Annotated in this window: 19 protein-coding genes and 3 tRNA genes; 12 read left to right on the top strand and 10 right to left on the bottom strand. The window is 42.5% G+C overall.

What is annotated here, in order from left to right:
- Positions 1–4 precede the first annotated feature (4 nt).
- The 4 genes from D3H65_RS00565 (at position 5) to arsN2 (ending at position 2,804) form a co-directional block, all read left to right on the top strand.
- Entirely contained in the window at positions 5–778 is a 774-nt protein-coding gene (locus D3H65_RS00565; protein WP_119048396.1) for a metallophosphoesterase family protein, read from the top strand.
- 3 nt (positions 779–781) lie between these two features.
- The gene (locus D3H65_RS00560) at positions 782–1,342 is read left to right on the top strand and encodes a sigma-70 family RNA polymerase sigma factor (RefSeq protein WP_119048395.1); all 561 of its coding nucleotides are present in this window, start codon (positions 782–784) and stop codon (positions 1,340–1,342) included.
- Positions 1,343–1,420: 78 nt separating this feature from the next.
- Complete coding sequence (locus D3H65_RS00555; RefSeq protein WP_119048394.1) at positions 1,421–2,323, top strand: phosphatase PAP2 family protein; 903 nt, start codon at positions 1,421–1,423, stop codon at positions 2,321–2,323.
- Between the two features lie 46 nt (positions 2,324–2,369).
- On the top strand, positions 2,370–2,804 hold the full coding sequence (gene arsN2, locus D3H65_RS00550) for an arsenic resistance N-acetyltransferase ArsN2 (RefSeq protein WP_119048393.1): 435 nt from the start codon (positions 2,370–2,372) through the stop codon (positions 2,802–2,804).
- A gap of 322 nt (positions 2,805–3,126) precedes the next feature.
- Here the strand turns inward: arsN2 and D3H65_RS00545 are convergent, their stop codons facing one another.
- Positions 3,127–4,623 carry an NB-ARC domain-containing protein gene (locus D3H65_RS00545; RefSeq protein ID WP_119048392.1) on the bottom strand — a complete coding sequence of 499 codons (1,497 nt, stop codon included), beginning with the start codon at positions 4,621–4,623 and terminating at the stop codon, positions 3,127–3,129.
- A gap of 500 nt (positions 4,624–5,123) precedes the next feature.
- On the opposite strand from D3H65_RS00545, the gene D3H65_RS33505 reads away from it, so the two are divergent.
- The 3 genes from D3H65_RS33505 to D3H65_RS00530 all read left to right on the top strand — a co-directional run bounded on the left by D3H65_RS33505 (position 5,124) and on the right by D3H65_RS00530 (position 7,869).
- On the top strand, positions 5,124–5,333 hold the full coding sequence (locus tag D3H65_RS33505) for a helix-turn-helix domain-containing protein (protein WP_119054334.1): 210 nt from the start codon (positions 5,124–5,126) through the stop codon (positions 5,331–5,333).
- Between the two features lie 1,399 nt (positions 5,334–6,732).
- Positions 6,733–6,888, top strand: coding sequence for a hypothetical protein (locus D3H65_RS32720; protein ID WP_162915315.1), 156 nt, complete (start codon positions 6,733–6,735; stop codon positions 6,886–6,888).
- A 24-nt stretch (positions 6,889–6,912) separates the two neighbouring features.
- Positions 6,913–7,869, top strand: coding sequence for an AlbA family DNA-binding domain-containing protein (locus D3H65_RS00530; protein ID WP_119048390.1), 957 nt, complete (start codon positions 6,913–6,915; stop codon positions 7,867–7,869).
- Positions 7,870–8,384: 515 nt separating this feature from the next.
- Here the strand turns inward: D3H65_RS00530 and D3H65_RS00525 are convergent.
- Positions 8,385–9,959: a hypothetical protein gene (locus tag D3H65_RS00525; RefSeq protein WP_162915314.1), complete on the bottom strand. Its 1,575-nt coding sequence runs from the start codon at positions 9,957–9,959 to the stop codon at positions 8,385–8,387.
- Between the two features lie 13 nt (positions 9,960–9,972).
- On the bottom strand, positions 9,973–10,362 hold the full coding sequence (locus tag D3H65_RS00520; protein WP_162915313.1) for a hypothetical protein: 390 nt from the start codon (positions 10,360–10,362) through the stop codon (positions 9,973–9,975).
- Positions 10,363–10,564: 202 nt separating this feature from the next.
- On the opposite strand from D3H65_RS00520, the gene D3H65_RS00515 reads away from it, so the two are divergent.
- Positions 10,565–11,587 carry a hypothetical protein gene (locus D3H65_RS00515; RefSeq protein ID WP_119048387.1) on the top strand — a complete coding sequence of 341 codons (1,023 nt, stop codon included), beginning with the start codon at positions 10,565–10,567 and terminating at the stop codon, positions 11,585–11,587.
- A 279-nt stretch (positions 11,588–11,866) separates the two neighbouring features.
- Here D3H65_RS00515 and D3H65_RS00510 read toward each other — a convergent pair.
- Both D3H65_RS00510 and D3H65_RS00505 read right to left on the bottom strand, forming a co-directional pair.
- Positions 11,867–11,950 (bottom strand) — tRNA-Leu (locus D3H65_RS00510).
- A gap of 91 nt (positions 11,951–12,041) precedes the next feature.
- Positions 12,042–13,193, bottom strand: coding sequence for a sensor histidine kinase (locus D3H65_RS00505; RefSeq protein ID WP_119048386.1), 1,152 nt, complete (start codon positions 13,191–13,193; stop codon positions 12,042–12,044).
- Between the two features lie 175 nt (positions 13,194–13,368).
- Here D3H65_RS00505 and D3H65_RS00500 point away from each other — a divergent pair, with 175 nt between their 5' ends.
- The 4 genes from D3H65_RS00500 (at position 13,369) to D3H65_RS00485 (ending at position 15,006) form a co-directional block, all read left to right on the top strand.
- Positions 13,369–14,397: a glycosyltransferase family 2 protein gene (locus tag D3H65_RS00500; RefSeq protein WP_119048385.1), complete on the top strand. Its 1,029-nt coding sequence runs from the start codon at positions 13,369–13,371 to the stop codon at positions 14,395–14,397.
- Between the two features lie 44 nt (positions 14,398–14,441).
- Positions 14,442–14,648 (top strand): hypothetical protein, encoded by a 207-nt coding sequence (locus tag D3H65_RS00495; RefSeq protein ID WP_119048384.1) that lies wholly within the window; start codon positions 14,442–14,444, stop codon positions 14,646–14,648.
- 138 nt (positions 14,649–14,786) lie between these two features.
- Positions 14,787–14,859 (top strand) — tRNA-Gly (locus tag D3H65_RS00490).
- A 61-nt stretch (positions 14,860–14,920) separates the two neighbouring features.
- Positions 14,921–15,006, top strand: a tRNA-Leu gene (locus tag D3H65_RS00485).
- A gap of 92 nt (positions 15,007–15,098) precedes the next feature.
- Here D3H65_RS00485 and D3H65_RS00480 read toward each other — a convergent pair.
- The 5 genes from D3H65_RS00480 to D3H65_RS00460 form a co-directional block, all read right to left on the bottom strand.
- Positions 15,099–16,322 (bottom strand): right-handed parallel beta-helix repeat-containing protein, encoded by a 1,224-nt coding sequence (locus D3H65_RS00480; protein WP_162915312.1) that lies wholly within the window; start codon positions 16,320–16,322, stop codon positions 15,099–15,101.
- Positions 16,323–16,361: 39 nt separating this feature from the next.
- Positions 16,362–16,805 carry a heme-binding protein gene (locus D3H65_RS00475; protein ID WP_119054333.1) on the bottom strand — a complete coding sequence of 148 codons (444 nt, stop codon included), beginning with the start codon at positions 16,803–16,805 and terminating at the stop codon, positions 16,362–16,364.
- A 92-nt stretch (positions 16,806–16,897) separates the two neighbouring features.
- Entirely contained in the window at positions 16,898–17,983 is a 1,086-nt protein-coding gene (locus D3H65_RS00470) for a TlpA disulfide reductase family protein (RefSeq protein ID WP_119048382.1), read from the bottom strand.
- A 19-nt stretch (positions 17,984–18,002) separates the two neighbouring features.
- The gene (locus D3H65_RS00465; protein WP_262707717.1) at positions 18,003–19,376 is read right to left on the bottom strand and encodes a M56 family metallopeptidase; all 1,374 of its coding nucleotides are present in this window, start codon (positions 19,374–19,376) and stop codon (positions 18,003–18,005) included.
- 3 nt (positions 19,377–19,379) lie between these two features.
- Positions 19,380–19,745, bottom strand: coding sequence for a BlaI/MecI/CopY family transcriptional regulator (locus tag D3H65_RS00460; protein WP_119048380.1), 366 nt, complete (start codon positions 19,743–19,745; stop codon positions 19,380–19,382).
- Between the last annotated feature and the right edge of the window lie 172 nt (positions 19,746–19,917).

Below are 19,917 nucleotides of genomic sequence, written 5' to 3'. Positions count from 1 at the left end.
TGTTATGAAAATTGCATTGTTTTCCGATATACACGCGAACCTGCCTGCACTGGAAGCCTTTTTTGCAGATGTTGATAGTCATAAACCTGATGCTATTTATTGCCTGGGAGATCTTGTAGGGTACAATATCTGGCCCAACGAAGTGATCAATGAGATCCGGAAGCGTGGTATTCCCACCATTGCAGGCAATTATGATTTTGGAATAGGCCGGGCCATCGATGATTGCGGTTGTGCTTACAAAACTGATCAGGAAAAGGCAAATGGCGCTATTTCCATTTCTTTCACCAATGAAATTGTTCATCCGGAAGAACGCAAATACCTGCGAGCATTACCGGCGCATATACGGTTGGAATTCCAGCTAAATAATGACCGGTTGAATGTATTGCTGGTACATGGTAGTCCCCGGAAAATAAACGAATACCTGTTTGAGGACCGTGATGAGAAAAGTATGCTTCGCATTATGCAGGATGCCGATGCTGACATTATGTGCTTTGGCCATACACACAAACCTTACCATAGGACATTGAATGCCGGAACAGCAGATACGCCCCATTATCGTCACGCCATTAACATTGGCTCTGTAGGTAAACCAAAGGATGGAGATCAGCGGGGAGGATATGTATTACTGCATATTGATGAAAATAGTTCCACGGCAGTGAAAGATTGTATCCAGGTTGAATTCATACGTTTCACCTATGATGTGGAGAAAGCAGCCAAAGCAGTGGAGGATAGCCCTCTGCCCAATGCCTATGCAGAAAGTTTACGTAAAGGAGTTTAATATATGGAAAGCGCAGTAATTACCCTACAACAGAAGTTTGGCGCCCAGTTGCACAACATCATCTGCAAAAAAGTAGGGCATCAGGACCATTGCCATGATATTATGCAGGAAGTGTATTTAAAGATAATGCTTCACCTGCCCAAAGTTGAAAGTGCAACCAATACGGCCGCCTACCTGGTGAGGCTTACCAACAATACCGTAACAGATTATTTCAGGAAATCAAAATCCCTGGCGGAAAAGGATCTATCGGAAAATTTAGACACTACTGACATTGTTGATTCCACAGAGCAATCACTCCAACTGGCTGATTGCTGTTTAAAGCCCATGATTGAATCGCTGCCTGATATATACCGGATTGCCCTCATTAAGACAGAGCTGGAAGGGATGAAACTAAAAGATTATGCTCAAATGGCCGGGATCTCCTTAAGCAATGCAAAAGTACGGGTGCAAAGAGCAAAAGAGAAGCTGAAAGCAATTATCCAGGACTGCTGTACCTACGAATTTGACAGGTACGGCAATGTAGTAGACTGTGTGAAGAATAGCCGGGGCTCCTGCTGCAAATAAATAGTCAGGTATAAAAAACAGGCTTACTTTCTTGTGTCCTTTTTCCTGTTTCTCCGTCAATAGGGTAAAATAATTATTATGACACTTATTCTAATGGCGAGAACAATTGCCTGTACATTAACATCATTTCTATTATTGTATTCTCCGGTAACAATGGCGCAAAAGCTACCTGTATTGGAGCCACCGGGCGCAGCCTATCAGTCAATAGCCGTTTTAAGCAGCAAGCCAAACGAAGGCAGGAAAGAGTTGGACACGATCCGTTATCCCTGGGCAGAATACAGCAAAGGAGCACTGGGCAATGCCCTGTGGAGGACTGTATATCTCTTACCAGCAGATGAAGCCCAACTGCCTGGCCTGATCCAATTCCCTGCCAGCAGTTCAGATCAGACAAGGGCTGAACTGGACTATCTGTTGAAACTACAAAATAGCCGTACCCAACAGGAGATTGACCGGGCAAATTATATTGCCAATATTGGCTCCTGGCCCAATATCCTGAATCCTACTGACCCGGATTATCAGGCAAACAGGGAGCAATTGTATTATATTCTGTCCACCGCTACCGGTAAACAATATGACTATAGCCAGTACCCGGCTACCACCACCCTTTTATTGAATTGTATTCAGGATATTCGCGTGACTGAATTCCGTTTAAAGCAGGTTTTCAAACGTCCCCGCCCCTATCATGTCGAACCCCGGTTACAACCATTAACGAGGATCAGTTCTCCTTCGTTCCCCAGTGGTCATTCTTTATGGTCCTATACAGAGGCTTACATATTCGCGGAATTATTCCCGCAAAAGAGACAGGATTTCATTAAAGTAGCGGCGGAGGTTCGGTGGTCAAGGGAATTGCTGGGTATTCATTATCCAAGTGATAATGAAGCTTCCCGGGTTATTGGTTGGCATTTGCTAAAGTCCTGGTATAAGAATCCGCGCTTTGTTGCTGACTTGAAAAAAGCGCAAATGGAATGGAGCAGTAAATAGTGCTTTCTTTGTAAATTTAGGAGTAACCTTTTTTGAGGAACAGTTTATGAATATTTGTACGGTCATTCCTGAAATGCGAAATGACATAATTAAATTACTACAGTCGCAGCAGCTGCCGGTAGCTGACCTGCCATTGATCCTGACGGATTTCTTTGTAGCGAAAGATGCAGGCAAAATAGTCGGTGTCATTGGTATGGAAAGATATGGCACTTTGGGCCTGCTGAGATCAATGGCGGTCCATCCCGGCTACAGGAATCAACATATTGCTGCAAACCTTGTCCAAGAGCTTGAAAAACGAGCTGAAAGCACCGGCATACAGACTATATATTTATTGACAGAAACAGCATCCGGTTACTTCACCCGTAAAGGATTTACTATCCTGCAACGTGATCAGGTACCCGATGCAGTGAAATCGTCTTCGGAGTTCAGCCATGTTTGCCCGGTAAGTGCAATGGTGATGGCAAAAGATCTTATACATTAAGGACTCTTTGGCAAGATTAATACCGATGCGTATCAACGATAGCAAATATAAAAATAGTACCACCGCTTCGGGAACTTTAACTGCGCCTTGATGTATATTTATGGTTATACAATAGCATTAAAGCTCATTTATGCATTTTGATAAAATGTACCTAAACTCGACAGATTCAACACGAAATGTTGAATTTACATAGTAAATAATGACAAGATTAGCTGCGCTGATCTTTAAAAGAGTGGACGTAGGCACAAAATTTTGTATGCTTTGGGATTCAATTTAATAATTATAGGTATGGCGAAAATAGACATTAATGGAAACACAGCTTTCACTTTAAATATCCCATTTCAATAAATTTTTTTGTCACTAAAAGTAGTGCGTCCCAAAAATCATCATAGGAGGATTGATATATACCACCTTCCTTCACATTTCCATTTGTCTCATCGATGATATTATGGACCAAAATATTATTGACATCATCTATACCAGACGTATTAGGTGCCAATTGTAAACGTGTCCCTTTAAAGGTTACTACCTTTCTATCCCTACGTACATCTTTGTAATCATCAAGTGCAGCAAGCCAAAGTAAGAATCCCAAATAGTCATCTTTGAAGCTTATTGGAATTTCCTTTCTCTTACAAATTGAAAAAGTGTTTAACAACATTTTAGCATCCCCAATACAATCTCTTATAATTTTTAATTCTACTGCAACTGGGATTGACTCTACTTTAAACTTTATGCCATTGTCGAGTTTAATATATATACCCCACTGAATCTTTACCGTCAAAAGTTTCAATATATTTCTAAGACTGATAGCCGAACCTACAATAAGAACGCCAAGTAGCCCTTCCAAGTAACCTGGATTACCGATTCTTCTGTTATAATACTGGAACTCACCTTCATCTGCAGTATTGTTTGAAATCAACTGTTTTACAACATTTTTAACGACGGAAAAAATTGCAGTTTTGTTATCAAAATGAAATACATCAAGGCTATAAAATTTATCTGCATAGCCATTGAAATCAACTTCCGGCCCAAACCTGTGATGAAATAAACTTTCGATATTCAAAAAATCGCAAACAAGTATGATCTTATCGAAACCAAATTTATTTGTTAGAACAGTCTGACCATCATTATAGAGCCGCACATAATTTTTATTATCAAAATGAGCAGCAAAAACATTCATAATTCGAAAAACATGCTCCGGATCCAGTCTGTCAAGATCATCCACAATTAAAACGGTTTTTTTCTCTCCAACATACCGCACCATGTTGACAATAATCTTCGTAATAATATCATTTTCAAATATGCCACTTCTACTTAATAGATGATTATCTAAGTACTCGACTAATCTATCTCCGTCGCTAATATTATTCTTTTCATGAAACTCCAAAAACTTTGTAACCAATGGCTGCCATGCCTTATAGGCATCCACAACATCTTTCCCTATTTTTGGAATCATTGAAATGAATGCTTCTGCAACTTTATCAAGATTTTTTAGGATGAACTTGGGTAGGTTTTGTAAATAGCTTGTTGATTGCTCATCAATAGTTTTCCCTTTCTCCAATAATTGGAGAATAATATCATGCTTGATATACTGAATTATATCTTCATTGGATGCAATTGAATAATTGACAGGAAAAAGATGATACACATCGTATTGTTTTCCTACGTCGTCTTTTGAGAAAAAATCAGTTAGAAAGGAGGTTTTGCCTATACCATATTTACCGGAAAATAGTATTCTTTCATTTTCCTCCTTTTGAAGATGAGTTGTGAATTCTTTTACTGGGTATTCAAATATTTCCTGAAATATTACTTTTTCCATTATTGTATATGAATTTCTAATTACAAAAGGGGGCCTTGGATTCGAGATTCAAATTCGCCAAGGCTATTTAAAATAATTGCCACATGGCTTCTTGCCCGGATCTCTGGGCCTCCTGTGTCGTACTTCCGGGCATAATTACCTAAGCCCCAGCATTGTTTATTATGGTAGGCATAGCCTGAACCGGACTTGCAGATATAAACTTTCTGTGTCTGGATGCCAAATATGAGGAATATTAAGGCTAGTATAATTTTCACTCTTGCATTATAGGTGTTTCTGCCAAAACGAGAAAAGGTGAAAACACCCATGTCTTTAAGTTAAAGACATGGTCATCATTCAATTATTTGATAACCTACATATTAAAAAGTATGGCAAGGCGGGCCGATCTAAGCCGTATTCTCGCCACATTGAAACGCAATGGCCTCATCCAAGTAGAGAAAAGCCAGGTCAAAGCAAGTCATGAATTATTCCATTAAGCAGCTAACAATGGACTACAGGCAACAATTGCAAAGCGACTTAACCAGCTGAGGGAAGAATTCGGGCACACACAAACCGGAGTTGCAGAGGCTATAGGCGTCAAAGTATCCCAGTACCAACATTATGAAGCGGGAAGAGCTTGCCCACCCTTTGATAAGTTGATTTTACTAGCTGATCTTTATGGAGTTACCCTAGACGGGCTTATTAAAATGAAGGTTCAAAGCAAAGTAATATGAAGATGTTATATTACAAAGTTTCTATTGAAAAAAGGGTCATTATTGACTTCATTTTGAAGGGCGGAGCCGAATAGTTTATTAATAATGAATCATTTACAGTTTATTCTATCTTTGATGAATATATAATACGAATAACAATTATTTTTAACTATCTTTTTTTACTATCTTTTTGTTTATATAGTACTTTTGAAAAGCAAAGCTGGGACAATGCCCGGCTCTTTAAGCTTTCCTATCCTTAACAGCCTTGCATCATGTACGAGATGAGCAAAGCAAGTTTAAGGATGGTTAATAAAAGGGTTAAAACCTCTTGAAGACTCATTGGCTTTCTGCCTAATGGGTCTTCTGCATTTGGTGGATTAACCATAATCCAAACTTTCCAGGTGTTCGGATCTTCCCCCAAAATGGACTGTTCATCCGCCCTGGCGCCGAAGCCTCTTCATATGCATCTTATTATTGCCCATTAACTTTTAACTTTTAATTATAGAACACAAAATAAAGAAGATTGTACTAAAGCAATCTGCTAATTATTATTTAAAAATTGGCCAAACCAATTGAAGCGCAGACAGCATTAGCCCTTTTACTAAGTTAATAATGAATTGATTATGATGTAGTCATCGACGATACCAAGTCCATCGCAGCTAGCACGTTCGGGGTGGGGCATCATGCCAAAAACATTCCAGTTCACATTACACATACCAGCAATATTTCGGAATCCATTTTGGTCTTGCTCGCTGATAAACTATTGACACCCATAATAATATCCCCTTTGCAGAGTGCATCTCACAACATCTGGAAGGTACTCCACACCTAAGTACTATACCTCATCGTTTCTAAATTGGACATATTTCCGCACGTGGGGACGCAAACCTGTAAGGTTTTAATGTAAGAAATCTCCATAGGAGCAACCGCCCGGCAATATTATCATCGGTAGAGAGCATGCTGAGAATCATTATACTTGTGCCACCTCATTATATCTTCCTAATCCAGATCATTTTGCAGTATATCCTGCATATCGCGGCCACAATTCGAGCCGGGGAAAACTAGTATTCCAAACTTCATCCTTGAGTAATCAAAATATCCGTAAAAGCCAATTCAAATTGCTGGCAGTCACATTTGATCATGACACACCATAAATTCCCTTTAGTCGTCTCCATTGGCAAAGGATCATTAATAATCACCGGATAACTATTAGCCTCATCAGGAGGGGATGTTGAACCACTTCCTGTTTTTTTGTCTTTTTTAGGAAGGGATAGTTCGTCCTCATTTCCTGTTAAGTATAATTACCCTTCAGAGTAAGTATCCCCACGTTAATATTTTAAGGTAAATTGTTATTCAAAATTCTGAATATGGAAGAAAGCTAATACGGGAATTACAGAGGTTCAGAAACCGGCTCGCTCATTTGAAAAAAGTCAGGGCTGACAATCCTACGGATTACCAGGAACTCAGTAATGATCTATATAATTTTGATTTTGGGAAATATGTCTCTGCTGTTCGCAGCTTTATTGATTTCTATGAACCAGGGTTGATTGAGGATGAAGATATTTCAGCCGCATAGATTCTATCATCTACATATACAGGTATGAATCAGAATGAAGTAAAAGGACTAATTGTCAGTAATATTCAGTTATCCATGTCCGGACAGGAAGTGGAACATGCCAAATTGGAGTTCAAAAAGGAGTGGTACAACCTGAAAGACGAAAAAGGTATTGCTGCCTTTCTCAAGGATACCTGTGCTATCGTTAATACAGTTGGACCGGATGGATACCTGGTCATTGGTTTTGATACGAAAGCCAATCAATACAATTCTGTCCAGTTTTCAGATAGTGGTCTGCGGGATAGCTCTGACCTACCAGGAATTATTGTAAAGCATGTAGACAGGGCATTTATGATTGACTATTTCCCGATTGAGGTAGATGGACATGTATTGAATGTAATCCACATACCACCCTCCTTAGATAAACCACACGTCATTCGTAACCACAAGAGCTGGCCAGGTGATAAATTAAGGGAAGAAGTTCATAGGATTTTTGTTCGTAAAGGTTCTACTATCAGGGAGGCCTCCAAATATGATTTGGATCTGATGAATTATGATCGGAAGAATATCCAGCCGGAGTACCAAGTTTATGGTACAATTCACCTAAACAATTCATCCTTTCACACAAAATTTGAACGATTTTCGAACACTGCTTTCACAGTTGAAGGACTGGAAATGAGAGTTGGCTTAACACTAGAAAACACTGGCTACAAACCTTTATCAATGGCTCGCTTGGAGGGCACAATTTTCAATACTATTGTTTCAGAATTCCCGGAAAAAATAACCTTTAGTGGCGTTGAGCGCTATCATCACAAAATCCTATTGGGTCCCAATGAAATTCTTGATATTCCTTTTAGCTTAATATGTGATGATTTCAATAATGTAGATTATAAAATATGTCGTAGTACTACGAATATGTGGCAAAATCACATATCTGAAATACCTATGATCTTTACTTTCCATACGACCAATAGGATCAGTGTTCCTGTAATTCTAAAATAGAGCGCTCTGGCCGCTGAAGAAGATGATAGTTGATTAAAAATACCTAGTAGAATAAAGCAACTGGCCATTCACTTCGGCCATGAAAGAACCCAGTTAAGTATTTTGTACCTTGGTAAGTGTTTCTACCTCGATAGCCCTTTGCCAAACATCCCTCTGTAACATGAATACTCAGCAGTTGCATTGTCTTTTGATATGCAACTCTACCCTTACCAGTATGAGCTCACCAAGTGTCAGCAAGATGCGTCCCCAGTTCCGTCAAGTTCAGGTTGCCAGTGAAAATACGCGGCAACGGCTCATTAAGACCAGCAAAGGCCGGGAAGACCAACGGAGGATAAAAACACGCGGCAACAGCTAACTAAGACCGGCAAAGGCTAGGCAACATGCATTCTCAACTCTGTCGAGTTTAGGTTGCCGGTGAAAACACGCGGCAACAGATCGTTAAGACCAGCAAAGGCTAAGAAAAATAGCAGCCCAGAAGGTACTCTTAGGTATCAAAGGGGCTGTTTTGTTGGTATTTACCGACCATAGATGCGAAATTGGAGATTGGAGACAAATTCTGCTGTAAGAGGCCCACTGGACGATTTGAGCTTGTACTTTCTGGCTTCCGGTCCGATCTTGAAACAGCATTCTTCGATTTTTTTATAAGAACTTTTCAGCCATTGAATGAATTCCGCTGAACTTTCATAGGAGCTAAAATACAAAGGGCCTGCATATAGTTCTGCGCTGTTTTCCGGGCCCTCGATTTCAAGTGTTCCTACATACTTACCTTGCTTATCAAAAGCAGAAAAGTACCAAAGTAGTGGAGTGATCTCCTGTTTTGATAATAGCGTGATATAACCTGTACTATCGACATTGCCTACTAGCCTAATCATCTCATCGTCCGATTCGGAAATTGTTCTATGTCGTTTTTTAACTTTTCTAACTGTTGTATTGAATGATACTTTGAGACGGACATCTTCATCGATTGCAGGATATGAGAATACCAAGTGTGAGCTCTTGATCTTGTCAGGGTCCGATGGTTTGCCATCCGTGAACAAGTTTGAAAATTTAATTGCCGTCTTTTCTGTTACATTACCTATAAAGGCCATGCTTATGCTTGCGATAATGTTGCCGGAAATATCCACGCCGCTGATGCTTTCCTGATAAAAATGCATCGAGCTATCCGGCGCCATGTATGCAGACAGATTAATATACCGTTGCCTGAGGCCGACTTCCTCATAAAAGCTTCTGGATCCGGTCAATTTACCATTTACACCCGATGTAAACCCTGTTTGGCCCGTGGCCCCATTGGTATTGGTGTTTGAAGATCCGGTTGTTGAACTGTTACTTGTTGTTCCCACGTCGGTGGTAGAGCTATTCGTACTTCCGCCGGCTACAGTAGTCTGACCTCCACTTACATTGGTGTTGCTATTATTGGTCGTATTTCCATCGACATTGGTGATTGTTGTACCTCCTCCGGAAGTGTTGTTAAGCGTTGACCCATTTACCAATTGAGTGGAGGTTGTATTAGTTTGATTGAGGCCAAAGCTCCCTCCCAGTTCTCCTGTGAGTGTGCGGGTAAGGGTTAACTTTCCAAGGTCAGCGGTCAGGTAATTTGTAACAATCTTATCGCAGCCAGTAAATTTGAGCAGTGGAGTGTTGCTTTTTAATCCGATGTCCAGCGTTGAAATCCGGTCTGCTTCCAGCACTGACAATTTCTTGCTGGTCAGAGTGATAATCCTTGTGAACTTCGTGAGGTCGATGAATTTGGCTGGCTCCTGTGGCGTCGTTTCTGACAAGGGCTGACGAAGTACCTTGATTATTGCATCTGAAGTTGTTTCCTTTGACGCGATTGCCTGGATCAGGGCTTTTTGGCCTTCCGGGGAGAGATCAAAAGCTGTTTTGGGAATGAATTTTCCCGGAATAACTATAGGTTCCGGTTGGATGTTGCCAAATACGCTAACTTCTTTTAAGATTGTGTCTTTGCCAACTGTTGTAGTTGTTTCTGAGTAATACCGTCTTGTTAACCTGCCATTGCCGATACAACCTGTCATTAATAGAGCGTATACAGTTAATGTAGCCAGAATCGTGCATTTTTTGATCGCGTTCATAGACGTTTAAGATTTATTTCCTGAGGTCTTTTAATTTTTTCGCCTGTTTTTTCAATTTCAACTTCTCTTTCGCTATAAAGTTGAAATCTTCTACCAGGTTTTCAACTTCTTTGGTGAATCCGAGTGCCTGAACATGTTGACATCCAGGTACTGTGATTTGCGGGATGATAGGATGGGTCTGCTGAAGCCTGAAGACGCGGCAAGTAATCTTCGAACCTGTTTTAATGTTCGTGATTTGCTTTGTCCCAAGGTCTTGATCAGTGCTCGATTTTGGAAAAGTTTGCTGAAACTGTGAGTTGAAGAAATTGAATCGCATCAAGGGTTCTTGGAAGTGACAGCCTTGAACAGCTTCGTGTGGATCGTTTGGACCACCGCCGGGTAATACAGTAATAAAAGTTGCCATACCTTTTTTGCAGTTAAGGTATTGGTAATTAATCATGTACTGTCCGGTGTTTAAACTGGATTTAGGAGGGTGAAAACACCCATGTCGTTAAGTTAAGAACACCTTTTTTATAAATCCTTGTAATTCATGTGGTAGATACGGGGTGGCCTTTTCTTTCGAGGACTCTTGTACCTTTTAGCTATTTTCAATAAAAGAACCTGCTATGAGCTTTCCATTATGGAGCGAGATAAATGAAGAAGCTTCAAAAATACTCAAACCTGATCTTGGCATCAGGTCTTGGGATAAACTTACTAAAGAAGAAAAAAATCTAATTTGGAAACACTTGGAGCCTTATCTATTTGATAAGGAAATGTATCAGGATGAATACTACAATCCAGAAGATCCGGGGTATTATTATGATTTCTTTGATGATGCTAATTCTAATGTTAGGCGAAATGCAGTCCAGAAATCTGTCGATGCACTTAATATTCGATACAAAGCACATGCATATGCAAGAGATTATTTTTCCTTTAAGAGTCTACTGAATGCGTGTAAGGATTTTTATTCAATTTTTTCTTTTGATCATGAGCATGTTGTATTAGAGTTACTTTCCTTTTATTGCAAATTTTTAATAGAGGAATGCGAAGAGGCCCAAAAGGCAATTCCGAAAGCTCACAATGAAACAAAAAAGGTCTACCAAGCCAGGGTCGATAAGGCAAAGTGGAGTTATTTCGATGAATTTGCCAAATCATTAAATGAAGTATTCTTAGACTTTGGAATAAATGTGTCTATAACGAGAGCTGGATTTCTTCCAAGACAAGATGAGCGAATCTTAAAAGCTATATATGAGCCTGTCTTAAAGGTTCTTTCTGAAAATAAATGGAAAGAGGTTAATAATATATTGTCAAATGCCTTTGCAGAATATAGGAAGAATACATCAGAAGGATATAGTACCTGTGTTACTTACACAGTAGCTTCAGTCCAAGCAGTTCTTCAGCTATTAGTCCATGGAAAAACTGGTTCAGGCGATTTAAAGGAACTTGTTGCAACGGCTCGGGCAAAAAATCTCATTCCATCAGATCTTCTAACAAAAGAGATATTTCAAGACATTCAATCTATTTTAATGGCGGAGCGGCAAAAAACCGGCATGGCTCATCCTCCACAGGAATACGCCACTGAAAAAAATGCTCGTTTGGTATTGAATTTAGCAATGATATTTATTCAGCACTGTTTAACTACCAAATAATAGTGTTGCCGTTGCCCCAATAATTTTCATTTACATACTCAAAAGCTCTTCCGCTCCCGCAATCAGCTTAGGAAACTACCAAATAAAAAAGATCCAGGGCATTGTATGTCGGGGCCTTTGTGCCCAGGACAAGATTAACTGCGTTGATCTTAAAAGAGTAGTCTTACCCAAAGGCCCCGCAACGCTTTGCGTTGCGGGCTTTTTTCGCTTATCGCCTTTTGAGCGCAAGCGCTCAACGCCTCCAAACGAAAAAAGCCCCGACTTACGTCGGGGCCTTTGTGCCCAGGACAAGATTCGAACTTGCACACCGGTTAAGGCACCACCACCTCAAAGTGGCTTGTCTACCAATTTCAACACCTGGGCAACCTTGCCGCTTTCCAGACCGAAGCCTGAAATTCGGGAGGCAAATGTAGTATGTTTTTACCAGAATACCGAAGGCAAGTTAAAAAGGGGATTATTTTTTTAGGACAATGCGGAAGGTAGTGCCTTTATTCAGTTCCGATTGCTTTACAAACAGTTGTCCCTTGTGGTACTGCTCAATAATACGCCGGCTTAGGCTCAGCCCCAGCCCCCAGCCCCTCTTTTTGGTGGTAAACCCGGGCTTAAACACTTTGTGCACATTCTGCCGCGCAATGCCCTTGCCCGAATCGGTGACGTCGATCAGCACTTCGGTCGACTGCTGCCTGATCTGCACAGCAATACTCCCCTTCCCCTCCATGGCATCCAGCGCATTTTTGAGGAGGTTTTCAATCACCCAGTCAAACAAAGGCGGGGAAATATGAGCGGCAATCTCGCTTTCGCCCCCGGTATCCAAAGAAAACAGCACTTTACCGGGCGCTCTTTTGCGGATGTATTCGATCATGGTAGCCACCTGGGCCACCACATTGTGCTCTTCGAGGTGCGGGGTACTGCCAATCTTACCAAAACGGTCGGATACCAGCTTAAGCCGGTTGACATCCTTTTCCATTTCCGTTACGATCTTTTCATTGTCGGGGTTCTCTTTCAGCATTTCCACCCAACCCTGCAAAGAAGAAAGGGGGGTGCCCAGCTGGTGGGCTGTTTCCTTGGCCATACCCGCCCACACCCGGTTTTGGGATGATTTGAAACTGGTGGTAAGGGCCGTAATGGTAATGATAATAAACAGACTCACGATCAGCAGCTGTACCAGGGGGTAATTGCGCACCTGGGTCAGCAAACTGGTATGCCCGTAATAATAACGGTTGGTGCGCATACTGTCGCTGGGATCAGCCCATAGAATGGGATCATTCTGCTTGCTGAATTCCTTCAGCCGCTCCTTTATATAATTACTATCCTGTGCGATACTGGCAGAATCGAGATTGATGTATTGGGTAATATGGTTCTTTTCATCCGTCTCGATAATGGGAATGGTGCGGTTTTCAGAAATGATAATACTCACCAGTTTATCGCTCATGCCGGTAGTATCATTCATGATGAGCTTGCCTGCTTCCACCCATTGCTCCACCTTTTGCCTTTCTTCGCGGGCAATTTGTTTGGCCAGGAATTGTGAATAGAATACCGTACCGCTTACAATGGCAATGGCAATGATGGCCAATCCGGTCCTCCAGTTAAACAGCGGTTGAATCATGTACAGGCAGATTTGTTGATTTTAATCAGGTTGAAATGGCCGGATCTTTTTACAAAGCCACTTGCAAGATAAAGTTTATGTAAATCGGTCGTATAGCCGTTAGAAAATACTAAGAATCTATAAAATCCGTTCCTTTGCATCCCGTGTTTGCGGGCAGGATCCCCGAATAGCAATTATGACGCAACCTTTGGTTTCTATAGTAATCCTCAACTGGAATGGACGGAAGTTCCTGGAACAATTCCTGCCGTCGGTACAGGCTTCTACCTGGACCAATAAAAACATCGTGGTGATCGACAATGCGTCAACAGATGATTCTATACCCTTCCTGCAAGCCCACTACCCGGCTGTTCAAATTGTGCGCAACAGCGCCAATTTTGGTTTTGCCCAGGGCTATAATGAAGGACTGAAGGCGGTGAAAGGAGATTATTATGTATTACTGAATTCGGATGTGGAAGTAACACCCGGTTGGATAGAGCCGGTGATAGCCCTGATGGAATCAGATGCTACCATTGGCGCCTGTCAGCCTAAGCTGTTGCAATACGAGAACCGACATTTATTTGAATATGCGGGGGCGGCTGGAGGCTGGCTGGACTACCTGGGGTATCCGTTGGCGCGGGGCCGCATCTTTGATCTGTGTGAGCCGGATAATGGCCAATATGACCAGGCAGCGCCCATTTTTTGGGCCAGCGGAGCGGCCATGTTCGTAAAAGCCAATGTATACCACCAATTGGGTGGGCTGGATGCCTTTTTCTTTGCCCACCAGGAGGAGATTGACTTCTGCTGGCGGCTGCAACTGGCAGGTTACCAGGTATATGCCTGTCCCCAGTCGGTGGTGTACCATGTAGGTGGAGGCACGCTGCCCAAGGGCAATTCACGCAAAGTGTTCCTGAATTTCCGCAACAACCTCATCATGATGGCCAAAAACATGCCGGCAGGGATGGCTACCTGGAAAATAGCGTACCGCTTTTTGCTGGATACTGTGTCTGCATTCAAATCCTTATTGGAAGGAGAAGGCAAATATTTTATGGCTGTATTCCAGGCGCATACTGCTTTTTTGGGATGGTTGCTTTTTAAACAAAAGCGGAGTATTTTTCCGGCCAGCAAAAAAGGCAAGCTGCAGGGGTACCTTCATAAAAGTGTGGTGTGCAGCCACTTTATAGGAGGAAAAAAAACCTTTGCAGAAATTGTTGGCAATAAAAGCTGATTTTTTCATCTGAACCATTATTTTTGCATCGCAATCAACTGATTATGGATCAACATCAAGAGATAGATCACAGCAGCAAAGACTTTAAAAGTAACTGGGTAAACTCATCTGTATTTTTATTTTACCTGCAGGTATTTTGTTTGGCAGCATTTGTATTGGGTGGCTGTTATAGCTTGTATAAACATAGCTATAAGGGAAAACCTGAAGTGAATGTACCGAGCAACACGCTCTACACTCCGGAGTATAAATAGGTGATAATTAATTAGAAAAAATCACAAAAAGATTTTGCAGGAATTATAAGTTTCCTATTTTTGCACTCCCAAATCAAACAACAGTTCTTTAGAAGATAAAAATATTACTCGCCTTTGGTAAATCATTGGAGAGTACAGGCGGAAGTAGCTCATTTGGTAGAGCACGACCTTGCCAAGGTCGGGGTGGCCGGTTCGAGCCCGGTCTTCCGCTCAGAATGAAAAGCAGATAGCCCTTGTTATCTGCTTTTTTTTTCTACATTCGTCACTCAGTTACCCGGGTGGCGGAATCGGTAGACGCGCAGGACTTAAAATCCTGTTTGCCGAAAGGCGAGTAAGGGTTCAACTCCCTTCCCGGGTACGTATAAAAGCCGGTAGATGTAAAAAACATTTACCGGCTTTTTTGTGCTTATTAATTGTCAACCTGTTTATAACTTTTCATCCGTTAAACAGTCATTGCTTTATTTCAAAAGCACCCATCGACCTTGCCGGCCGGTACCGTTTGCCCGTATGGTCCTTCTCCGGATGTTGCACGGGGAATCCTGCTGCACCAACAGGACTGTTGATTCCAATTGTAAAATCGTCCTTCTCTGCATTGCCAAACAGTGGATCTTTACCAATCAGTCCGCCTTTTTCGGCCACCGGTAATAGTGGGCCGGGCCAGTCACTGTTGATCATATGAAACCATGCATTGTTGGAGAAGATAAAGGTTTCCGGCGCCGTACCTGGTCCGATGCTACAAACAGCGCGCACTTTGTCGTCAATATAAATGATATTGTTACGAAAAGTATTGTTGCTGCATTTTCCAAAATGAACGGTATCCCTGTTTTCCTGCAGAATGCGGATCACCCACCTGCCCGGTTTATAGATGGTATTATTCACGACCTCCGACCGGGTACAACCCACAAAGGCCACGGGCACTTCCGATCCGATAAATATATTGCTGTAGACCTTTAAAGCAGCGGCTTCCCAGGTGGCATTGGCCGGTCTGAAAAAAGCCTGCCCGGTGCTTCCACCTAGATTAATAGCCCTGCTCCCGGCATTTTTAAATATACAGGCTTCTATGCGGATATCGCTGCTGCCTCCTTTCATTTGCACGGCATTGGTCCCCATGTTCTCAAAGCGGCATTGAAGGATGAGACTGTTATGGCAACCCACCATATCGATGCCGCTGCCACCGGATGAACCGTTCAGAAAGGTGCATTGCTGAATGGTAAGCTCATCTACACCGGATAACTTAAGCAGGTCGTTGTTGCCGGTAGCAGCCATATCACGGAAAATACAATGCTGTAATACGATATGGTGTGCCGGGGAGGCATAGGTGCCACCATCGTCGATATTGATACCGTTGTCCGTTTGCCCGGTAAATACAAATCCTTCAATGTGCAGGTAGGCTATATCCGTACCCCTCCATGCAGTAGTGCCTCCTTCAAACAACACCGCGCCCCTTTTTTCCGCGATGATATATATCCATTTACCGGATACACCCTGGAGTCCCTGCAATGATTGATCGCCGCGGTAGGTGCCCTTGTGCACCAGGATGGTATCGCCTGGAACAGCCACTTTCGCTGCACTGGCAATATCACCATATCGTTGCCCATGTCCGGTATGGAGTATGGTAGCAGTTATGGGGGTATACAGGCAGGATAGGAACAAGAGGATAATGAGCGCGCGCATAGCAGCAGGCATTTTACTTAAAAGTAGACTAAAAAGAAATCAGCTTTCCATGTCCAAAGCCCTGTTAACGATCTCCAGATCAGTAGCACTTTGAAGTCCGCTGAAACCCACCGCCAGTACAACACCATTGGGCAAATGAATGGGTTGTCCGCCCTCCCACCCTATATAATCAGGCTTTTTAATACCGAAGGTGGCCTCATCAATTTCTCCATTGTATACCAGCCTTTCAAATTCACCCGTTCTGATGCCGGTTATCCATACCTGGCTCGCTTTTATCCAGGCAGTACGATAACGTTCCCTTGCCAGGATCTTGTCTTCCCCAAACATTTTCCCGTATATAGCTCCTTCCGGGTCGATGATACAAATGGCAATCCCTCCCCTTGCCTTCTTACGTTCCTCCTCCAGCTGCAAATATCCTGGAATGAGTTTTTCTACCTTGTCAATTAAGGCAGTAATGATGGTTGCGATTTCCGGCTGCGCCATATAAGTAATTTTCAATGATTGATCTGTTATTCGCCATTAAGGAATTCCCTACCAGCTACAGGCAATATACGGCTCTTGTGGCAACATTTACCCTATAATTGCAGCAATCCTTTCAGCTGCTGTTCCAGTTTTTCGCCCCTAAGGTCCATTGCAATGATCACACCGTTGGGATCAATCAAAAAGTTGTGCGGAATAGCCCTGATATGGTAAGCAGCCACCGCTTTGCTATAATAGCCTTTTAATTCACTGATATTGGTCCACCCTAATTGATCCTTAACAATCGCCGCCTGCCAACTGTCTTTATTGGTGTCAACCGAAAACCCCAGTATTTCAAACCCTTTAGACTGATATTGCTGGTACAGCTTTACCAGATTCGGATTCTCCAACCTGCAGGGACCACACCAGGAAGCCCAGAATTCCAGCAATACATATTTGCCTTTCAACCTGTATAGCTGATGCGTACCCCCCTTCCCATCCACACCTGCAACATCAGCAGCATACATACCCATTGCAGGCTTTTTATTATGGAGAAAAGCAGCGATGGCCTGACCAGTTTGAGACGATTGTAGTTTCTGCGGAAACCTGTTGAAAAGATAGCTAACTGAATCGCTTGAAAAATCAGTGCGCAGAAAGAACAGTTCCATCATGGTGAAATACCCGGGCTTTTCGTTTTTGATAAACTCCTTACGATAGGCAGTTACCGACGGGTCTATCCGTTCATTTACCCGGATAAGTATCTTCTTTTTTTCCAGCGAGTCCGCATCTCCCAACCTTAAATATTTATTCATCAGGCTATCCCGCTCTTTTTCATACGGTTTCAGCCAATCCCTGGACCTGGTCCATATAGCATTTGTTGCAGTACCTGCTACTTTGGAATATTGAAGATCGGAAACATCACCGGTTATGGTGATCGGTTTATTCTCCAGGTACACGATCACATATTGACCATCGTCTGTATGTAACCTTGCCGGCACCACATTGTCTACCTTACCCCGGAAGAGCAATCTTCCCTGGTGCAACTTACCAGAGTCAATAAATCGCCCCTGATCAAGATCCAACAGCTTTACCATCGTTCCTTCTTTAAAACCAGTAACATTCAAAGCTAAGGTGTAGCCATTTTGGGCATAAGTTTTCAAGGCCGGAGCTAATAGCACCAGCGCAAGGCATAAGTAGCGCATATATATTAAAGTTTATGGATTACAGACCAGCGATCGTGATAGGTTCTACCTGTACTATCCCTTTTTCAGCCTGGCTACCCCAGCGTTGAATGGCATCTGCACTACCCGGAGAATAATAAGCGATCCGGGGCTTAGCTGGCAATATGATCACCAATTGACCTGCCTGTTCTACGGCCTTCCGGAGTTCCGGTTCTGAATACGTTTTATCACCGATCAGGTAAAGACCTGTAAATGGCTGCATGATTGGCTGCTCCGCGGGTCTTAAATTGATTCTGACGGTATCGGTTCTTGCATCTATATAAAGTGTGGAGACGGTGCTGGTATTTTCTACGATCGTAGGCTTTAGCCGCTCCTTTGCAAAAACATTGCTTTGCTTAGGAATACCCTTTAGTTTGCTCTCTTTCCTGAGTACAGAAGCAGCCTTTGTATCTTTTCCTTTATCATTACCCATGTTATTTCCCGGAAGCCTGTTGGAGAGGCTTTGCCGCATGGCAACCTCCCTGGGAATTGCCCTGGGCGGAATAATACAGAGGTATACAGCCACCAATACCGGTACTATCAAACAATAACTGATCTTCCCGCGGGCATAGGGTCGCTCTGCATTCATCATCCTGATACGGCTTTTGATCGTTGATGAATAGAAGCTACTCATGACGGTGTTACCGGAAGCTTTCAATGCATATTGCAATAAGCTCAACTGGTAAGCAGGGGCATCGGCCCCGGTACTTAATACGGCTTCATCTGCCAAGAACTCCAGGTTGGCTTTTACCAGCTTCCGGTACAGGTATACTATGGGATTTATCCAGAGCAATGCACAAACCAGTTCACTTAGTAGCGCGTCAACACTATGCCATTGCCTGGCATGGGCCTGCTCATGTACCAACACCTGGGGATAAGCAGCATCCAGTTCTTTTGGAAGAACAATGTATGTAAAGAACGAAAAGGGAGCCGCATACTTTTCCGTTCTACAATAAACCAGTCCCTCCTCTTTTATTTGATCGCTGTTCCGGATGATCCGTTTTATACTGGCCACCTGAACGATAAGTTTTACAATAAGAACCAGGGAAATGAACCCATATACAATAAGCAATCCTCTATAAATGTTTTTGACATTACCCTCCGTTGCGTTTTTCACAGTTGACGGGAAAAGAATGGCGCCTGATCTATTGTCCTTATTTCCTGGAGACAGTCGATCCTCCTGTACATGCGTTATACCGGACTTATACGTTATTGCCGGACAAAAAGGGAGGCCGGCACTTACGACCAGTATTAACAATAGGATACAACGATTTAACAAAAGAAGTTTCACCTTGCGCAAGAGAACATAATAAGCAATTACTAATACCGCCAGTGCCATATTGATCTGCAGGAAATAAGTAAAAAAGGCGCTCATCATTTATTTTCTTTTCTTCTCTATCATTTTTAATATCTCCTTCAGTTCAGCCGCAGATATCTCTTCTTCTTCGGCGAAAAAAGTGACGGCATTTTTAATAGAATTGCCAAAGAGGCCGGCCAGTAAAGGTTTTACAAAGAGATTGGTATACTCCTTTTTCGTCATCGCAGGCAGGTACCGGTATGTGCTGCCGAAATCCTCGATTGTTAGAAAGCCTTTATCTGCCAGGCGGCGCATCATGGTGGCCACTGTATTGATATGGGGTTTGGGATCGGGCAATGCCTCCCGCACCTCTTTGGCAAATGCGTGCTTCCGATCCCACACAATCTGCATGAGGGACTCTTCTTTTTCGCTGAGCCTACGTTTCATACTACAAGTATAGAACTATTATTGTAATTAAACAACTACAATTGTAGTTTTATTCTTAACATGCCCGCCAATATCGCTGAATGAATAGCAAAGAAGCACCTGCTTTCTCCCAATTATTATTCGTTAGTTAGTAACAGGAAAGATTGCCTGCAATACTGTCTCCTTTCTGTAT

It is taken from the genome of Paraflavitalea soli (genome assembly GCF_003555545.1).
Classification (GTDB): Bacteria; Bacteroidota; Bacteroidia; order Chitinophagales; family Chitinophagaceae; genus Paraflavitalea; species Paraflavitalea soli.
Note: the sequence above shows the minus strand (reverse complement) of the source record. Positions and strands in the feature narration are given on the sequence as shown.